Raw genomic sequence first — 17578 nt, forward strand, 5'->3', positions numbered from 1 at the left:
ATTAGACACTCCCTGGTTGTGACTGTGCACCAGTATCGCATATAAGCCGAGTACTCGTATTAAAAAAGTGCCTGTCACAACCCGAAATTTATGACACCCTGAACATGCACCGTATATATTTCCATCTCAAGAGCGCTCAAGGACAGCAGTGAGCATGCGGTGGACGACTTCATGGTCACGCGGATCGTGCAGATGATAATTTTCACCCGGCAGCGTATACCATTCTTCAGCGCCAACATAGGTAATGGCGAGTGTAAGGACACCATTGTCGCTGCATGTGGTGCGAAGTTCGAGGTCCCCACTGATCACGCCGACCTCCTTGGTCATTACCCCATGGGTTGCGTGGAAAATTGACGACTTCGTTTCCATATGGTTGTCTCCCTTCTATGCTAATGATTGGGCTATAACAGTTTTAGCTTGGTAATACTTTAAAATATTATAACAGTCTTAATAGGAGCAGGTGTCAAGCATGCTTTGCAGGGAAGACTTCTCCGATGATTGCAGGTTCAGGTCCCAGCGGTACTTGGTGTTGATCCACATCTTGGCGTATGCACAGCGTGCTCCATAACGCGGTGGCTGCCAGGTTGACGGATCCTGGTCACCCTTGGACCGGTTAACGCTCGCGGTCACCGCAATGAGCTGCGGGCCGTTGAGGTCGTTTGCAAAATTCTGGCGCTTTGTCGTAGTCCAGCTGCTGGCGCCGGAACGCCATGCTTCTGCAAGCGGGACGACGTGGTCGATGTCGATTTCGGAAGGTGAGTACACGGAGATGCCATCATAGTAGCTGTACCATTTGCCGGATGTGACGGGGCAATTCCCGCTGTAGTAGTCCGCATCACGCTTGAGCACCACCTGACGGGTATCACAGCCGCCGCCCTGGCTGATCCAGTGCGGGAACTTGTCCCGCGAGTAACCGGTCATGGAACCTTCGGACTTGACGGTCAGCGAGTTCAACTGAGATTGGGCGGTGGACTTGGACGGAATTCCTGACGGTAAAGCGGATGCAGTAGGAATATCAAAATGAAAAACAACCACCGACAAAACGAGCGCAAAAACCAACCCTATCCATTTCTTCATCATAAAATTTCCTCCCAGTATGTATTTTTACTATTCCTCCACTAGAAATGATAGTTGATAAATTACCTGATTAAAAGTTAAATATTTGTAAATATTCCGTAAATTGTAAAGTCAGCAGTTGGTTCAAAAACTCTTTCTCATTTATAAATTCTCAGTTTGCTTCCTCCAACCTGTATACCAAATCTTAAAAATCTTGATATTTTAGAGAGGCATCAAAAGGAATGATAGTGATAGGCCGAAAGTATTCTTTCATGAAACCCACCTGGGAAAACACAGAAAATTTGAAAATGTTACAACAATTTTACAATCCCTTTACGCTGCCTCAAGAAAGTATGCATGTTCTTCTAATAAAATGGAAATAAGCAAGCATTACTTTCGGGAGGGATTGAATGAAAATCACTGTTGCTGGAACTGGGTATGTAGGACTGGTAAATGGAGTTTGCCTTGCGGAAATGGGTCACGAAGTCGTTTGCATCGACAGGGATGAAACAAAAGTCAACGCTCTGCAAAAAGGGATTCCTACCATTTATGAACCTGGTCTTGAAGGTCTTCTCAAGAAAAACACCAGGAGTACTTTCCCAGTTGGCACTAATGCTAAAATCGGGGAAATCATTCCGCGCTTAAAACCTCCCCCTGTTCATGCATAGACCAATTTCGAGAGTTTGCATTTCCCAGACGTGTAAGTTCCTTCGTTCCAACTTAGGGGTTCCTGAGTTTGGCTTTGATATTAGGCATGTCCTACTTCAATTTTTGCCGGGAGGTCACTATGAAAATTGCTATTTTTACAGACACCTATTTTCCGGATATGAATGGAGTTGCACGCACACTTAAACGCCTTGCCGATTATTTGGCGGAACATCATATTTCCTGCAAAATCTTTGCTCCCAAAACACCATCTGATTATGTCGCGGACAATCTTCATCAGTTTACAAGCCTTTCTTTATTTCTCTATCCGGAGTGCCGGATGGCGTTTCCAAATCTCAACCAGGTAAAAACAGAACTCGAAAGTTTTTCACCAGACTTGATCCATGTTGCCACACCATTCAATATCGGGTTATGCGGCTCGTATTTTGCCAAGAAAATGAATATCCCATTGGTTGGTTCGTATCATACCGACTTTGACAAGTATTTAAAGTATTACAACCTTCAATTTCTATCCAAGTATTTATGGAGATATATGACCTGGTTCCACTCGCCCTTCCAGAAATTATTTGTTCCTTCAATGGAAACACTGAACCAGCTGCAGCAGCGCGGTTTCTCAAACCTGGAACTGTGGGGGCGGGGTGTTGATTGCAGCCTCTTCCACCCGGACTATAATAAATTGTCCGGACGTATGCGGTATAAGGCCGGAAATAAATTGCTTTTCACATATGCCGGCCGGCTTGCACCTGAGAAGGACCTCAACACCCTGATGAATGTAGCAGCAAGCTTGCCGGAGAGCATCAATGAGCAGTTCCAGTGGCTCATCGTGGGTGACGGCCCCCAGCGGGAAGAACTGGAAGCACAGGCTCCCGAGAATATGGTTTTTACCGGCTATTTAAAAGGAGAACGGCTTGCTGAGGTGTATTCCATTTCAGATGTCTTTGTTTTCCCCTCCCCGACTGAAACGTTCGGAAATGTCGTCCTCGAGGCCATGGCAAGCGGGACACCTGTTGTGTGCGCGAATTCAGGGGGCGTGAAACACCTCGTTAAGGACGGAGTAACCGGATTCTTATGCGAGCCCGGCAATCCTGAAAGTTTCGAAGAAGCACTGATCAAATTGATAAATACCCCCTCCCTTCTACACACAATGGGCCGCGAGGGAAGAAACTTTGCCCTTACACAAAAATGGGACACGATTCTGGAGTCACTTGTCTTGTCCTATCGGGGTGCAGCCGAAGCTGGAGAGGAAATAAGGTATGCTTAGAGTTTAAAAAATGCTATTTTTAGAGATTTGTTGTGTGGTATACGACAAATGGCGGGTTGTACTGGCACCGGTATGATTGATTAAATTTGCTTCTATTATCCCAGTACTCGCATTATCTCTGCTCTTACCAGCATTAAATCGCGTCTTACCAGCATTATAATGACACTTACCAGCATTAAATATTTATTTAATGCTAGTACTAGTATTATATTCATAGAAATGAACTCATTTTTGGCTATTGAGCCTACCAAAATAGCTTTAAACCCAGGAAAAAACGGAGCTCCAATACTTTGGAACTCCGTTTTTCCTTAAACTGATTTATTTCGTACTATCAATAAAGAAGGTGTCTGGAGGCATGATTAAAATCTTGTCTTCCAGCGCTGGATGGGATTTCAGATGATTCAATACGGCCTTCCTGTAGGCAGGATTGGATAGTTCCAATTCTCCTTTTTTAATAGATTGCGGCTCGTTATTAAAAGATGCCTTGGGACCCATCAACTTGGCAACCTCGCTGATTAAATTCCCGCCTTTTTTTCCATTTTTATAAGCTGGCTTCACATCATTGTAATTCAGAATGATCTCAGCCACTTTGGAGGCAGGGATTGGTTTAACCTGAATAGGATCAACGCCTAGGTAGCCTTCAGGATCGGACACAGCGTAGAAAGCGTCCTTCGGAGAGAAATCACTGTTCCACAGCAGCGGATTGTGGCCTCTTCTCCAGCTTTGAATGTCGTTCAGACCCCAGAAGGTCACGCGGTCGATACTTGCTGAGTAATTCTTATAGAGTCGTAAGTATTCGGCGAAAACCTCGGCCTGGATCACTTCAATCTCGGAGCCGTTGGTGATTCCGCGATTCACCCAGTAATTTCTCTGTTCCTCTGTGCCTGTCGCACCGATGATATCTCCAATCCCGCGATCTCTCAAATCCTTGTAACCTGCAAGGGATCCGCCAGTAGGCTCGGCGTTCCAAGGATACCAGGCGAACAAATCAAGCTCAGTTATCATCAAATCGACACCAGCGGACAGGAGATTAAGCATGCCGTTTTCCACTTTGGAAGGCGGCGTATCCATAATGTAGTTGTGGGACTGCATCCCCACACCCTCGATTAACTGGCGAGGATCTTCTGGATGCTCGTTCTTGTACCGCGCGTTAAGTTCTTTCACCATCATTGCGGCAACCTTCGACTTGCCATCTTCGTACATATTAAAGTCGTTGTAGAATAACTTGGCGTCGGTATATTTACGGGCAAATACGAAAGCATCATAGATAAAGTCGCTCGGGTCTTGTCCTTCTACCATACCGTTGCTGTATGACTTATACCAGCCGCTCTGGTTTCCTCTGCGAAGATAATTTTTCCAATTGGCGCCTTCAGGAATGCTTGGCAATTCGTCAATGAATGCCTCGTTGACGACATCCCAAGTTGTGATGACACCAGGATACTGGGTGTCAAAATGCTCAACTACAGTTTTGACATAGAGCTCCATGTTTTCTCTGGCCTGTGCTCTCGTGTAGTTGCCATTCGTACCGCCGTTCACCCAGTTCGGAGACTGGCTATGCCACACGAGTACGTGTCCGTGAACCTTCTTGCCGCTTGCCTGTGCTTGACTGACAAACTGATCAGAGGCGTGGTTCGACCCCGGGAAAATATTAAAAGTACCCTTCTGTCCAGCCCTTCCACTTGAAAGGCTTTCGGGCTTCATGGAATTCTCTGCGGTGAGGATGTTGAAATGGCTGGATGTCAACAAGCCACGAGTATTACCTGGATTCAGGTTGCCTGCTCCGCTATAAATATTGCCCATTTCGAAGTAATCCTCATAGGTTTTCCACAGTGACTCAGAACCGTTTGCTACTCTCAGCGCTGCGATACGATTGTTTAAAGCATTGATTGCATTGTTGATTTCCTCCGCCGTAGCGTTTTGGTCGTCAACTAAAACCTTTACTTTATCGTATTCCATTTTGGCCAGCCGATATGTCGCTGGGGTATACACATTCTCATCAAGGCCCTCAAACTTTTCCATAGCACTCTGCAGAGAGGATTCGTTCGTGTTAGCCAAGGCCGGCATCGTAAAAGCCCCTGCCAGAAGAGCAAAAACCATACAAATAGACAATAGCTTTTTCATCTTTTTCATGAGTTTTTTGTCCTTTCATTTACAAGTCTACTAATTAGAGGTTAAACATAAGTTCGTCCATTGGACGAACAAAGTGTATAAACTATAGCGCTTTCATTTTGTGCCCCCTTCCTTTCTAAAATGAATCCCGCAAATATAATTGTACAGAAAAAACTACTAAACTTAAACATTGAATATTCGTGTTTTTTTGACAAAAAGCCAACTGTAAAAGAAGCGTTGTATAATTCTATTAATATGTGATCCATTTTTACCACCCTCGCCAGTTTAAATAGGGACGGGTAGACCGTCCCGTTTGGGACATGGAACCTTTCCCCTCGTCCCTTAAGTATTGCTTGTCTTGGAATAAATTTCGATTGCTTTTAGTAAAAGAAGGATTTGGAAGTTTTCGTCCGCGTCCTTTAAATCTGTATTCAAATACTTTTTCAAGTTTTCAAGTCGATACAAAAGCCCGCTTTTTGAAATATTTAACTCATGCATCGTTGTTTGGATTTTTAAATTATTGTTTAAATATACATATAAAGTTTCTAAGAGTTCGTTCCTTGTTTGTTCCTTTAACGAAAAGATTCCTGCAAAACGATTTTTCGCAAGCTGCTTGATATGTTCTATATTTAAATCATTAATAAAAATTGACAAAACACTAACATCTTTGAACGCTGCTATTGATGCGTTGGGGCTGGAAACCATAGCAATGGCTGCTTCATTATAGTGAGAACTTGCCTCCAAAATGCTATGTCCAATATCGCTGTAACAATTTGAACAGGATGCTTAGGAAATTGTCCTATTAAAGCTGCTCTTAAATGACTAAAAATGTTCTGAATCAAAGAATGGTCTTTTAAAGAATGAAATAACAAAATAACTAGTTCCTGCTCCTTAAGTGATATAAGTATACGGTGTTTTTTCAAGTGTCTACGGATAAAGCTTTCAATTTCATTTTGAATCTTATCTATATTCTTACTCCATCTCAAAATAGCAACGGTATATGATTGTTTAATATCAACCTCAAAGAAGCGAGATCTGGATAAAATCTGATTTTTATCTGTTAGCTCCTGATGCAAAATTTCATTGGTAAATGTAGATTCATCCTTTGCTAGTGATTTTTCTAAAATAGCATTTGTCATTAGTAGAACAGAAATAACATTAGTCATTTTTGATAAGATTAAATAGTCATATGCTGTAAATGTTTTTGGATGCATTGATATCATTGACAAATAGGCAACAACCTTATTTTTACTAACAATCGTATTTGTTAAACGAACATGGTTTTCTAATTTAAGAACCTTTTTTGTAAAAGAAAGTTGTTGTCGCCTCTCAAAAAAGTACATACCTAATTGATTTCTTTCGTTTTGGTCATAGATCCTCATATCCTTCTCAATTGATTGTCGATCCCTCTCAGACAAATTAGTAGAATGAGCAAAGTTATAAAATATATCTTCTACTAAAAAGGTTCTGCCAAAGGTTATTTCTGCTTCTTTTAAAATATCCTCTACTGTTGCCCCGTCAATAACCGCTTGAATCATTTTACTCTGAATATTACCAAGTTCAACTAAATCAAATGCTGCTTGGTTTTCAGAGAGTTCATTTGGTTCATCAGGTAAATGATTAACAGTATATATATCCCACTTACAGTTTTCATCACCTCGTGCCACACAGGTTTTCTCAATTACCTTGACTTCAAATTGAAAAACCGTACTCATATAGCCGGTTGCAAAACCCATGAGTGTATGGCAAACCGGCACATCACTTTGACCAAAACAATCCAGATGAACTTTTGCTTCATAAGAATGTAACCACGTTCCTGTACCATAAACAGTCTTAACTGATTTATCACCATAAAATTCTATATATCCTTCAAAAATCGAACCTTTTATATGCCCCTTTTTACAATGAAGAGTAGGTCCTTGTTTGAGAATATCTTGTATATCGATATACTTCTCCCTCATTCGCTGAGCGTCTGAAACTCCTAATTGATAACCATAATTGAACATTAATTCTGTTGCTTTCTCCATCCCATTCAGGTCAATAAGATCTGCTTTTAGAAAACTTAAGGCTCTAGCAATGGCAAAATTGTCGATATCTCCTTCCCCATTTTCATGATGAAAAGTAGTCTTATTCATAGTAATGATACGTTGATCCACCTGGTCTCCCCCCTTGTCGCAAGAAATATCTCTAAAAACATCTTTTTCACGCCTATCATAAAACTACCATACAAGCTAAAAAACTGAACGAATTGTACTGAAAGCGTTACCAAATTAAAACTTTCGGTACGTTTTCAGAATATTTTAAATTTAGTACAGTGAAATTGTCAAGGATGCAAACTTACACAAAGGAGGATGGTAACATGTTACCAGAAATCGCCAAGCTAGGTCATATTGCTTTAATCACACCAGATTTGAAAAAATCCCTATGGTTCTTTTCCGAAGTTTTAGGTTTGGAAGAAACAGAGGTAGTGGATGGGACACATTATTTACGTGCATGGGGAGATTTCGAGCACCATACATTATCGTTAAAACAAGGGGAAAAATCAAAAGTTGATCATATCGGTTGGCGTACAAAACGTCCTGAAGATGTAGGAAAATACGCTGAATTATTAACTGAAGCTGGTGCAGATGTAAAGTGGATTGAATCTGGCGAAGAAGCAGGCCAAGGAAGAGCTATTCGCTTTACACTGCCAAGTGAGCATCCATTTGAAATTTATTATGAGATGGAAAAAACCCAACCAGATCAAGACCGTAAATCCGTGCTGAAAAACCAAACTTATAAGTCCTGGAGAAAAGGTGCTTCACCTCGCCGGATTGACCACGTGAATTTAGCGACTTCGCAAAATCCAGCCGTTATTCATAAATGGTTAATTGATAATTTAGGATTTAAAATGCGAGAGTTTGTTGACTTAGGTGACGGGAATATTCTTGCAGGCTGGTTAAGTGTTACACCATTGGTACACGATATTGCTGTTATAAGTGAACCAGATGCCGCAACACCAAATCGTCTGCATCACTTAGCATACTGGTTTGACAATGCCCAAGATATTTTACGTGCCGCCGATATCTTAAGCGAAGAAGGAATTAAATTTGTAGGACCAGGTAAACATGGAGTTTCACAGGCCGTTTACTTATATGTGAAGGATCCAGGAAGTGGTCACCGTGTAGAACTATTCTCTAATAGTTATTTAATCTTTGAACCCGACTGGGAGCCAATTAGATGGACACCTGAAGATTTGCAAGTAGGAATGACTTATTGGGGACAAGATGCCGTATTAGATAACCAAGATTCAACAGAAGCATAGGAGGTAATCAGTTTGAGCTTTCAAACAGAAATTTTAGATACAGGTCGTTTCCAAACTTTTTACTGTGAGGCAGGACAGGAAAATGAGGAGGTACTCGTATTCCTGCATGGATCTGGGCCTGGAGCAAATTCAGTTAGTAATTGGCAGCATATTTTGCCTGAACTTGCAAAGAGCTATCATGTGATCGCTCCTGACATGTATGGATTTGGAGATACAAAACATCCCGAAGTGTACCCAAAATCATTTTGGGAGTGGACACAATGCCGTGTTGACCAGCTATTAGAGCTTTTAGACAGGAAAAACATCGATACATTTAGTCTTGTTGGGAATTCAATGGGGGGTTATGTATCTCTAAATGTCGTGATGCATGCACCCGAACGTGTAAAAAAGGTTTTATTGATGGGAAGTGGCGGTGGTGAAACACCCCCCACCCCCGAAATTCAGCGTATGGTTGGATTCTATAAAAATCCAACATTTGAAAACCTGCGGAATTTAACAACTTGGTTTGTTTATGATCCTTCGTCCATACAAGATTCATTGGAAGATATACTAAAAATTCGATATGAAACCATTCAACGTGAAGATATTCGTCAATCCTTTTTACAAAACCTATTCCCGATGCCTGGTGAGATTTTAATTCCATCAAATGCACTTCGTCAAATGAAGCAGCCATTTTTACTATTGCATGGTTTAAATGACCGATTTGTTCCGAAAGAAAGCAGTATGAATATGATTGAACATTTACCAAATGCGGAACTTCGCTTATTTACACAGTGTGGACATTGGGTACAGGTAGAAAAACGCGAAGACTTCCTTAAAGCAGCAAGAGAGTTCTTCTAGTTCTAAAATCAATTCATCGTTGGAGGATATAAGACTCCTCAGAAAAAATATGAGGTCACTTAAGATCATTTTTTAGTGGCCTCAAGAGTATTTTAGAGACTCCATAATGGACCCCTTGGCTAACTAGCTCTGAAGATGATTAAAGCATAAAATGGGAGGGCTGCAAATGTCAGTTGAAACAAAACAAAAATTCAAAGGGTTTACAGATGTTGAGCTTAAGCTTATTGAAAAAGCACGGGAAGCAGGTCAACTAGCAGAATCAGAAGTTGCAGCTTCGGAATTTAATGCATCCGTTTCTCAAAATTTTGTAAATAAGTTGATTGAAACGGGTATTACACGTGCAAATCTTCCAAAAGAATATGGAGGTCCACAAATTTCATTGCGTGGTCTAGGAGAAATCGTACGTACACTAGCATATTATAATATCTCAGCAGCTTGGGTAGGTTATTTCTACCCTTTACACAACTCTTTACCAGCCCACCTTCCGCAAGAAGGCAGAGATGAGATTATAAACTCCAATGACTTAATCGTGGATGTTTTCGCACCTGTTGGACAAGTAATTGTGGTAGATGGCGGGATTCGGTTAACTGGCACCTACAACTATGCAAGCGGCGTCAACTTTGCCGAGTGGATTGGTTTAGGAGCATTTGCCCAATTACCTGAATCAGATCGTCCAGAATTTATCATGGGCTTCATGCGAAAAGACGAGGTGCAAGTAAATGAAAATTGGAATACATTCGGTTTACGTGGCTCAGGTAGTAACCAAGTCGTTGCAACAGATGTATTTATCCCAAGAAGTCGCGTTTTAAGACTGGAAGTTGCAAATGACACACGTCGTCCACCAGCAGGTTCTAATTATGATCCCGATTATCCATATTATCATGTGCCATTCTTCTCTGCCTTTTATCTTGGATTCCCGAATATGACATTAGGTGGAGCAAAACGTTTACTCGATGAGTATAAAAAACGAACAGAAGCACGTGTACGTATACATGGAGAAAACGAAAAAGATTCCCCACGCAGTCAGCGAATTCTAGCCCATCTTATGCTGGAATATAAAAAAGCGAATGGATTAATGGAACAATATTACGATTTATTAGAGACATATGAAACAGAAGGTCCTTACGATAAAGGCGAGTTTTCTTCCATACGTGCTGAAATCATTAAAATTTGCCAGGATATCGCTACTACCATAATGGTTTCACTTGGTGGCTCATCATTAGCAAAGAATGAAACAATTGAAGTATTTGTTCGGGACATTATTGGAGTAGCCACACATGTAACCTCTCTATATGAAGATGCACTATACACTTACGGCCGAAATTTATATGGCTATGAGGGAATTGGTTGGGGCTGATTCCAGCTTAACGAATGCTCAAAATATACAAAATATGTATAGTCAGCCAACTCCTTGTGTTATGGCCCTAGGCTATTTTAATAGTGTTCCTCAGGGGCATCGGGTGATATACAAGCATCACTTAATTATTGATAAAATGTACGCAACCTTTTGGAGATTTTCCTTCAGCCGGTTGCGTTTTTGTATTTAGAACGTTCTCTCACCTCTTAACACTCTTTTATAGAATGCCGTTATAGGCATTTTCAATGATGCCCTTAATATCGTCTGCCGTGGTCAGCCTAGGGTTGATTAACACATTGCCGCTTCGCATCGAGTCTTCTACCAATTTGGGCAGCAAATCTAAACTGACGCCTAAGTCCTTGATATTGGACGGAATCCCTAAACTTTTATTTAATCGTTTAACCGCCTCTATGGCTAACTCTGCACCTTCTTTAACCGTTAGCCCTCGGGTATCTTCACCTAAAGCTTTGGCAATATTGGCCATTTTCTCGGGACATGCAGGCAAATTGTATTTCATAACAAAAGGCAATAAAGTGGCATTGGCTATTCCATGGGCAATATCAAACACGCCACCAAGAGTATGGGAAATAGCATGTACATTTCCCAGCCGTGACTGGGAAAACGCGGCGCCAGCTAACATGGAAGCCACAAGCATATTCTCCCGGCTGGAGATATCGGTCCCAACGAAATAAGCCTTTTCAATGTTTTTTCCGATCATTTCAATGGCATACAGAGCAAATGCTTCACTTGCTGGATTTGTTGACTTAGAAGTATAAGATTCAATGGCATGTGTCAGGGCGTCCATTCCTGTGGCTGCGGTAATATGACTTGGCAGATTAATAGTCAACTCCGCATCCAGAAAGGCATAGGTTGGAAAAAGAAATGGACTAATGATAGCTGCTTTGAATTGGGTCGTTGTATTTGTAACAATTGTTGATGCTGTAACTTCGCTTCCTGTTCCTGAAGTCGTAGGGATCACTGTTAATGGAAGGCCAGGATTGGGTACCTTTCCAACTCCCTCATAATCCAGGATATCACCAGGGTTAGTTGCCATAATGGCAATTCCTTTTGCTGTGTCGATGCTGCTTCCACCACCGACTGCTAAAACACTGTCAGGATGATAAGCCTTTAATTTCTGAACACCGAGCATAATATTTTCTGCACTAGGATTAGGTATTACTTCATCGAAGATTTCATAGGAAACTTCCGCTTCCTGTAAGGAGCTTTCAATAGACTGGAGAATACCAGCGTTTCTAACGCCTTTATCGGTCACCAAGAAAACCTTGTTGTGTCCCAGTGAACTCAGAAAACCGCTTACACTTTTTGAAATTCCTCTACCTGTTTTAATGGTAGTGGGTATGTAAAAATTAAAATCCATAAAACATCTCCTCCCGGTATTTTTTAATCGGTAAACTAAATTAAAAGAATAATAAAAACCTAGGGCTCTAGGACCCATTCATCCAATTGTTATAAAACTGGTGCATAAAGACTTCCTTCATTCGCACCTATAATGCCGACAAGGGCAAGTGAATCAGCTTTACACCTCTAACTGTCCACCCTCTTATAATTTCGACATATTCTACCAGATTCCTTTTTGCCTTCCCCCAAAAAAACTGCCTGTCACCCCCCGAGATTTATAGTGTATTCAACACATCTCGGGGGGTGACAGGGACCATTATAAGAGAGGCATCCTTTATAGCTGATAGAGTCATCCTGATGCATCTATATGAGCCATCTCCGTCTTAACCAATTTTTCACATGAGAGCAACTGCCCAATCGGATCCCCCAAAATCCCTTCTTGCAAATCAAAAACCAAATGTCCCCGTACAAATGTTTTTGTCACTCGGCAATTGATTATTCGGCCAATATATGGGCTATGCTTATGGCGATAGTATAAATGTTCTGCAGATACAACATAAGACTGTTTCTGGTCAATTAAGATGATATCGGCATCCTTGGAGACAGCGATTTCTCCTTTTGTCTTTAGATTGAATCTCTCTGCCGGGTTTGTTGCAATCATACGAACAAACTCAGTCACCGGGACATTGCGCTTTTTAACCGCCTCGTCAAACATGAGATCGACGTTATTTTGGCAGCCGGTGATCCCTCCCCAAACTTCAAACATATTATTCGTTTCGCTATCCTTCATTTCCGGTGGACACGGAGAATGATCGGATGTTAACATATCAATCTTTCCTTGCTTTAGTACATCCCATAGCCTTTCCTGTTCAGCTTCATTTCGCAAAGGAGGAGCACATTTAGCAATGGGTCCTATCTCTTCAAACTCGTTCACTGTCATGGTTAGGTAATGCGGGCATGTCTCAAGGGTAACATCTTGTCCCTCTTGGCGAGCCTTAATAATTTCTTCAACTGCTTCTGCGCTGCTAATGTGGACGAAATGCACTTTGCATCCTGTTTCTTTTGCAAAAAAGAGCGAGCGCTTGACTGCTTCCACTTCTGCGATGATTGGGCGGGATTCAACATAATCCCTTGCGGTTAGCTTTCCTTCCTTGACTTTCTTTTCAGCCAAACGATCCGTGATGACCGAATTTTCAGCATGGATTAGTAGTATATGGCCTAATTCAGCCAATTTTTCCATTCCCGCATAGAGGGTGTAATCATCCACATTACTAAAATCATTAGGTATGTCACTTCCGCAAGTAGATAAAAAGCATTTATAGGCAACTACCCCACCTTCTGACAGTTCTTGTAGTTGCTCCAGGTTTCCGTTAATTAATCCACCAAATAAAGCGTAATCAACATAATTTTTGCCTTCTGCCGCTTTTATTTTTAACTCTAATGCTTTCTTAGTCGTTGTGGCTGGCAGTGCATTTAACGGCATGTCTATATACATCGTTATACCACCTGCAGCCAAGGCTTTTGACCCCGTGATAAAACCTTCCCACTCCGTTCGTCCCGGCTCACAAATATGAACATGCGAATCAATCATCCCAGGCATAACATATTGACCTTCAGCCTCTAATACTTGTTTGCTATCTGCTTCAATGGTTTCCCCAATGGCGGAAATTTTACCGTTGCTTATCGCAATATCTGCTTTTCTGACCACATCGCGAAAAACAACTTCTCCACCTTTGATAATAAGATCATACTTCAAAACGACACCTCCTCTATTAAATTCATTTTGTAATGATTTAAAGGGAAATACGGTCGGTCGGTTACTTAGCCAACATGTTAAAAACGATTGGCATGACTTTTCATACTAATAAAGAAACCCCAACGAATATGAACCCAGTAAATGGTACACTGGGTTCATATTCTATCAATCTCTCTTGGATATAATATGGGAAGCATAATCAAATGGCCTGGAATCAACAATTTCATGATAGTTCAATGGTCGGTGGAGTAATCCTGCATTTGTAATGATTCCCTGCCAACGGGACAGTTCATTTTCCTTTATTCGAACATTTTCATCCCACATTCCATATTTCCTGAAAGAGTTAATAAGCCCGATAATTATATTCTTTTCAATATTGGGCCAGTATTTTTCAACCACATCTTGAGCCACAGCAGCATCATGCTCACGAATCCAAGTAGTGGCACGCTGTAATGCCGCTGTAAATCGGCCTGGCAAATGGTCTTCATGTTCAAGGACACTAGCTGGGGAGTAATAGACACTCCATGGAACAGCTCCTCCATATTCTGCTAGGCTTCCAGCTAAATGTCCCTTCCCTTCCATGACTAACGTTGAGGCAGTAAGTGGATCAACGACAATCATATCACCCCATCCACCTGCGAAACATTCGGCTATCATAGGAGTAGCAAAATCATGGACAAAGCGGCTCTTTGATAAATCAAAACCAGCTTCCTTAAGACAACCTTCTAAAAAGAGGAATGGACTCGCACCATTACCACCTGAAACGATAACAATCTTATCCTCCAGAATACTCCAGCTGAATTTTTCTATTGGAGTACGAGAAACCAATACCATGGGGCAGCGGGCTGAAACTTGAGCAAATGCGTAATAATCCTTTACATGATGTTTATATATTGAGGGTACCCAGATTCCACCTAGTGCAGCTTGAGCTACCCCAGAGTCAATATCCTTCAGTACCCTTGGCCAGGGCTGAGGAACTTCCGCAGTAACATCCAGGTCAACATCAGCGTAATATCCTAATTCTCTTGCCAAGTATTCTGGAAAATAGTTAATAGAATGGCCTGTGGCTGAAATATGAAATCGATCCATATATAAATCCTCCTATTAGAAAACATTAAATATTTATGTTAGCTAATTATGATAATAAAACTTTTACTGAACCACTTCTGCCATGCTAGCTTCGATTTATAGGCCTGTTTTAAGGTTTGGGCCTCCATTATTCTTGCCCCTTATAAAGACAAGATAGGCAAGAACGGCAGCCGTCAAAACAAATGCCATACCAATACCGACGGTTCCCCAGAAGCTAACGAATATAAAGGCTGGGAGAATAGGAGTCAATAAGTTGTTCCACCAAAACAGGGCGTTATACACACCATGGCAATCAGGTACTACTGACTCAGATTTAGGATCGATCGCCCTTACAAGGGCAAATCCATTGGGCGTACTTCCTGTGCAAGTACCAATAACCATTACACATTTTTCAAACCACTGCTCCGTTTGGGTCTTTCTAAAGAACCAAATACAGAAAAAGATCGTAAGGACACTCATAATGACAATATAGATAATAATTGGAATCCCATACTTGGAAATAATGTCTAAAGGCAGGGTGGCAATGGCAGTAAGAATCAGCATATCAAGGGCAAACCCGCAAATTTGGTTGAATATCTTTCTATCAAAATAAGAATCTTTCTTAAAACGAGTTATGATTGGCCAAATAATTAACCCCCCAATCATTCCGTAAAGCATGGGGTTCATCACTTTTAAAACAGGTGCCCAAATGACCAATACTCTAAATATCCCATCACCAAGCGCGTAAGCCACTGCAATTAGAGCTAAATGAAGAGCTAATGGATTAATACTAATAGAAGTAGTGGTTACCTCACCAATGGACTCTCTTTTTTCTACTGGCATCGGGCCTTTATAGAACCATTCAGGTTGTTTTTGCGGCTCTTTAACAAAAGTAGCCCAACCTTTTCTTACTCCATAGTTGACTACAACCATTCCTGCCGTCATGGAAACGATTACACCAGCTGTAGCCAAAACCATACCAATCGCTATTGTCCCGTGGCTGCCTAAGTCCTCCAAAACTGTTCCAGCGGCAGCAACATTACCATGGCTGCCGAAATAAGCAAATACACCTAATATCCCCCAACCGTACGGCATTCCTGTCCAAATACTTGCTAGTAATTCTGCTAACAGAATTCCCACTACCATCTGTGCGCCGTAAAGGAACACATTGGCAAATGTATAGTCAAGGTAGGATTTTACCCTATTGATTGTTACTACGACACCCAGGACTACAGTGGCCATAATAATTCGCATCAGGATGCTTGCATATTCTCCAAACGTGGCAGGGATTTCAACGAACCCTAAAACCTGCTGCCCCATAATCAAAGCAAGCGCCCCACCAATAATACAAGAAGGTATAAAAAATCTCTGAAGAGGCTTAACAAATTCACGAATGACAAATCCCGCAGCCAAGAATAAGCCAAATATTATAAGATCGCTATAAACATTAGCTAATGTCATTTTAAAAACCACCTTTGTATATTGGATTTAATTCCCGTTTGGATTGAAATATTCCAATTTAACAGTTACTTTCGAAGCAAATCATAGAGAGTAAGTGCAACGATTTTCGTTGCTTTCAGTAAGTCTTCAATCCTTACATGCTCATCAGCCCGGTGGCCATTGGCTTCCAGTAAATTGCGGGGACCAGCACCGAAAAGAACGACAGGAATGCCAGATTCGGCAAAATGTCTCGCATCCGTATAGAGAGGAACCCCGTGAATTTCAGGTTCGTCTTTCATTAGCTCCTTCCAGTTAGCGGAGAGTTTCTGAATAAGCGGTGAACCCTCGGGCGCAGGTTTAAAACTTTTCACCAAAAGAATCCGTTTAAACTCCACCTTGATTCCTTCGTAATCTTTGATCGTTCTTTCTATAAATTGGCAAATTTCCGCTTCCACCTTTTCCCCGTCTTCTTCCGGAATTAATCGGCGGTCGATGCGAATCATACATTCATCTGGAACAACGTTCGTATTAATACCTCCTGAAATTAAACCAACGACCATACTTGGTGAATCGATCCCCGGTACATTGGAATGAATGTTATCCAATGAACGTCGGTACTTGTATAGCGTCTGCAACACACCTGTCATGGCTTCAATTGCATCATGCCCTGTATAAGGTGCAGCTGCATGGGCAGACTTCCCCTTAAGCTTGATTTCAAGATGAAGACAGCCGTTATGGGAACTCACAATCGAATAGGTGAACCCAGCTGATATGGCCATATCCGGATGAATATACCCCTTTTCAATCATCCATTTGGGCCCAATATTTCCACCTGTCTCTTCATCGAAGTTAAAGGCCAGCGAAACTTTACCGGATAACTGTTCCGCTACTTGGCGCAATGCCATGGCGGCGAAGGTATACGCTGCCATATCCGATTTTGATACTGCGGCCCCTCGCCCGTATAGTTTTCCATCTACAATCTGTCCACCGTAAGGATCATATGTCCATCCAAGTCCCGGTGCCACCACATCCCCGTGAGCATTCAGTGCAACTTCCGGCCCTTTTCCATCACCGAAAATTGACGTGGATACGACGTTGGCAACTCTAATCATTCCGTTGGCCTTTACTTCTTCCGAATCTACCTCTAATAACGCTGCATCCTCAAATTCAAAATCACGCAGGCGCTTTTGAAGGTGATCAGCAATTTCGTAACAGTCTCCCGGAGGATTATCAGATGGAATCGATACAAGTTCCTGCAGGAAACTGATGAGCTGTTCTCTGTTGGATTCTATCCATTGCAAGAGGTCTTGTTTGGCCTGTGTCACTTCATTTTTAATTGTTGACAAATATATACCTCCATCC

14 protein-coding genes and 1 pseudogene are annotated in these 17578 nt (G+C 41.7%); 5 read left to right on the top strand and 10 right to left on the bottom strand.

Going from position 1 to position 17578, the window contains the following annotated elements:
* Positions 1–126: 126 nt before the first annotated feature.
* Positions 127–309: a hypothetical protein gene (locus WQ57_RS01290; protein WP_241481457.1), complete on the bottom strand. Its 183-nt coding sequence runs from the start codon at positions 307–309 to the stop codon at positions 127–129.
* A 138-nt stretch (positions 310–447) separates the two neighbouring features.
* Positions 448–1080, bottom strand: a complete 633-nt coding sequence (locus WQ57_RS01295) for an HNH endonuclease family protein (RefSeq protein ID WP_046521877.1) — start codon at positions 1078–1080, stop codon at positions 448–450.
* A 386-nt stretch (positions 1081–1466) separates the two neighbouring features.
* Here WQ57_RS01295 and WQ57_RS01300 point away from each other — a divergent pair.
* Together WQ57_RS01300 and WQ57_RS01305 are read left to right on the top strand one after the other, a co-directional pair.
* Positions 1467–1646 (top strand): annotated as a pseudogene (locus WQ57_RS01300) (2-dehydropantoate 2-reductase N-terminal domain-containing protein); the annotation flags it as partial.
* Between the two features lie 197 nt (positions 1647–1843).
* Complete coding sequence (locus WQ57_RS01305; protein WP_046521879.1) at positions 1844–2983, top strand: glycosyltransferase family 4 protein; 1140 nt, start codon at positions 1844–1846, stop codon at positions 2981–2983.
* A 318-nt stretch (positions 2984–3301) separates the two neighbouring features.
* Here WQ57_RS01305 and WQ57_RS01310 read toward each other — a convergent pair whose 3' ends face one another.
* The 3 genes from WQ57_RS01310 to WQ57_RS01320 all read right to left on the bottom strand — a co-directional run bounded on the left by WQ57_RS01310 (position 3302) and on the right by WQ57_RS01320 (position 7248).
* Entirely contained in the window at positions 3302–5113 is a 1812-nt protein-coding gene (locus WQ57_RS01310; RefSeq protein WP_046521880.1) for an endo-1,4-beta-xylanase, read from the bottom strand.
* Positions 5114–5434: 321 nt separating this feature from the next.
* Positions 5435–5797 (bottom strand): helix-turn-helix domain-containing protein, encoded by a 363-nt coding sequence (locus WQ57_RS27455; RefSeq protein WP_046521881.1) that lies wholly within the window; start codon positions 5795–5797, stop codon positions 5435–5437.
* Positions 5770–7248: a V4R domain-containing protein gene (locus WQ57_RS01320; protein WP_046521882.1), complete on the bottom strand. Its 1479-nt coding sequence runs from the start codon at positions 7246–7248 to the stop codon at positions 5770–5772. Before WQ57_RS01320 ends, WQ57_RS27455 begins: the two co-directional genes overlap by 28 nt.
* A gap of 203 nt (positions 7249–7451) precedes the next feature.
* Between WQ57_RS01320 and WQ57_RS01325 the strand changes: the two genes are divergently transcribed.
* The 3 genes from WQ57_RS01325 (at position 7452) to WQ57_RS01335 (ending at position 10593) form a co-directional block, all read left to right on the top strand.
* On the top strand, positions 7452–8396 hold the full coding sequence (locus tag WQ57_RS01325) for a VOC family protein (RefSeq protein WP_046521883.1): 945 nt from the start codon (positions 7452–7454) through the stop codon (positions 8394–8396).
* Positions 8397–8408: 12 nt separating this feature from the next.
* A complete protein-coding gene (locus WQ57_RS01330; RefSeq protein WP_046521884.1) occupies positions 8409–9236 on the top strand; it encodes an alpha/beta fold hydrolase in 828 nt (275 codons plus the stop codon).
* 166 nt (positions 9237–9402) lie between these two features.
* Positions 9403–10593 carry an acyl-CoA dehydrogenase family protein gene (locus tag WQ57_RS01335; protein ID WP_046521885.1) on the top strand — a complete coding sequence of 397 codons (1191 nt, stop codon included), beginning with the start codon at positions 9403–9405 and terminating at the stop codon, positions 10591–10593.
* 217 nt (positions 10594–10810) lie between these two features.
* On the opposite strand, the gene WQ57_RS01340 is transcribed toward WQ57_RS01335, so the two are convergent.
* From WQ57_RS01340 to WQ57_RS01360, 5 genes are all read right to left on the bottom strand, one after another.
* Entirely contained in the window at positions 10811–11971 is a 1161-nt protein-coding gene (locus WQ57_RS01340) for an iron-containing alcohol dehydrogenase (RefSeq protein WP_046521886.1), read from the bottom strand.
* Positions 11972–12301: 330 nt separating this feature from the next.
* Positions 12302–13708 carry an allantoinase AllB gene (gene allB / locus WQ57_RS01345; RefSeq protein WP_046521887.1) on the bottom strand — a complete coding sequence of 469 codons (1407 nt, stop codon included), beginning with the start codon at positions 13706–13708 and terminating at the stop codon, positions 12302–12304.
* A 165-nt stretch (positions 13709–13873) separates the two neighbouring features.
* Positions 13874–14797, bottom strand: a complete 924-nt coding sequence (locus WQ57_RS01350) for an ABC transporter substrate-binding protein (protein ID WP_046521888.1) — start codon at positions 14795–14797, stop codon at positions 13874–13876.
* Positions 14798–14893: 96 nt separating this feature from the next.
* Positions 14894–16237, bottom strand: coding sequence for a sodium/glutamate symporter (locus WQ57_RS01355; RefSeq protein WP_046521889.1), 1344 nt, complete (start codon positions 16235–16237; stop codon positions 14894–14896).
* A 65-nt stretch (positions 16238–16302) separates the two neighbouring features.
* Positions 16303–17562, bottom strand: a complete 1260-nt coding sequence (locus WQ57_RS01360) for an ArgE/DapE family deacylase (protein WP_046521890.1) — start codon at positions 17560–17562, stop codon at positions 16303–16305.
* Between the last annotated feature and the right edge of the window lie 16 nt (positions 17563–17578).

Source organism: Mesobacillus campisalis (genome assembly GCF_000986785.1).
GTDB classification, from domain to species: domain Bacteria; phylum Bacillota; class Bacilli; order Bacillales; family Cytobacillaceae; genus Mesobacillus_B; species Mesobacillus_B campisalis.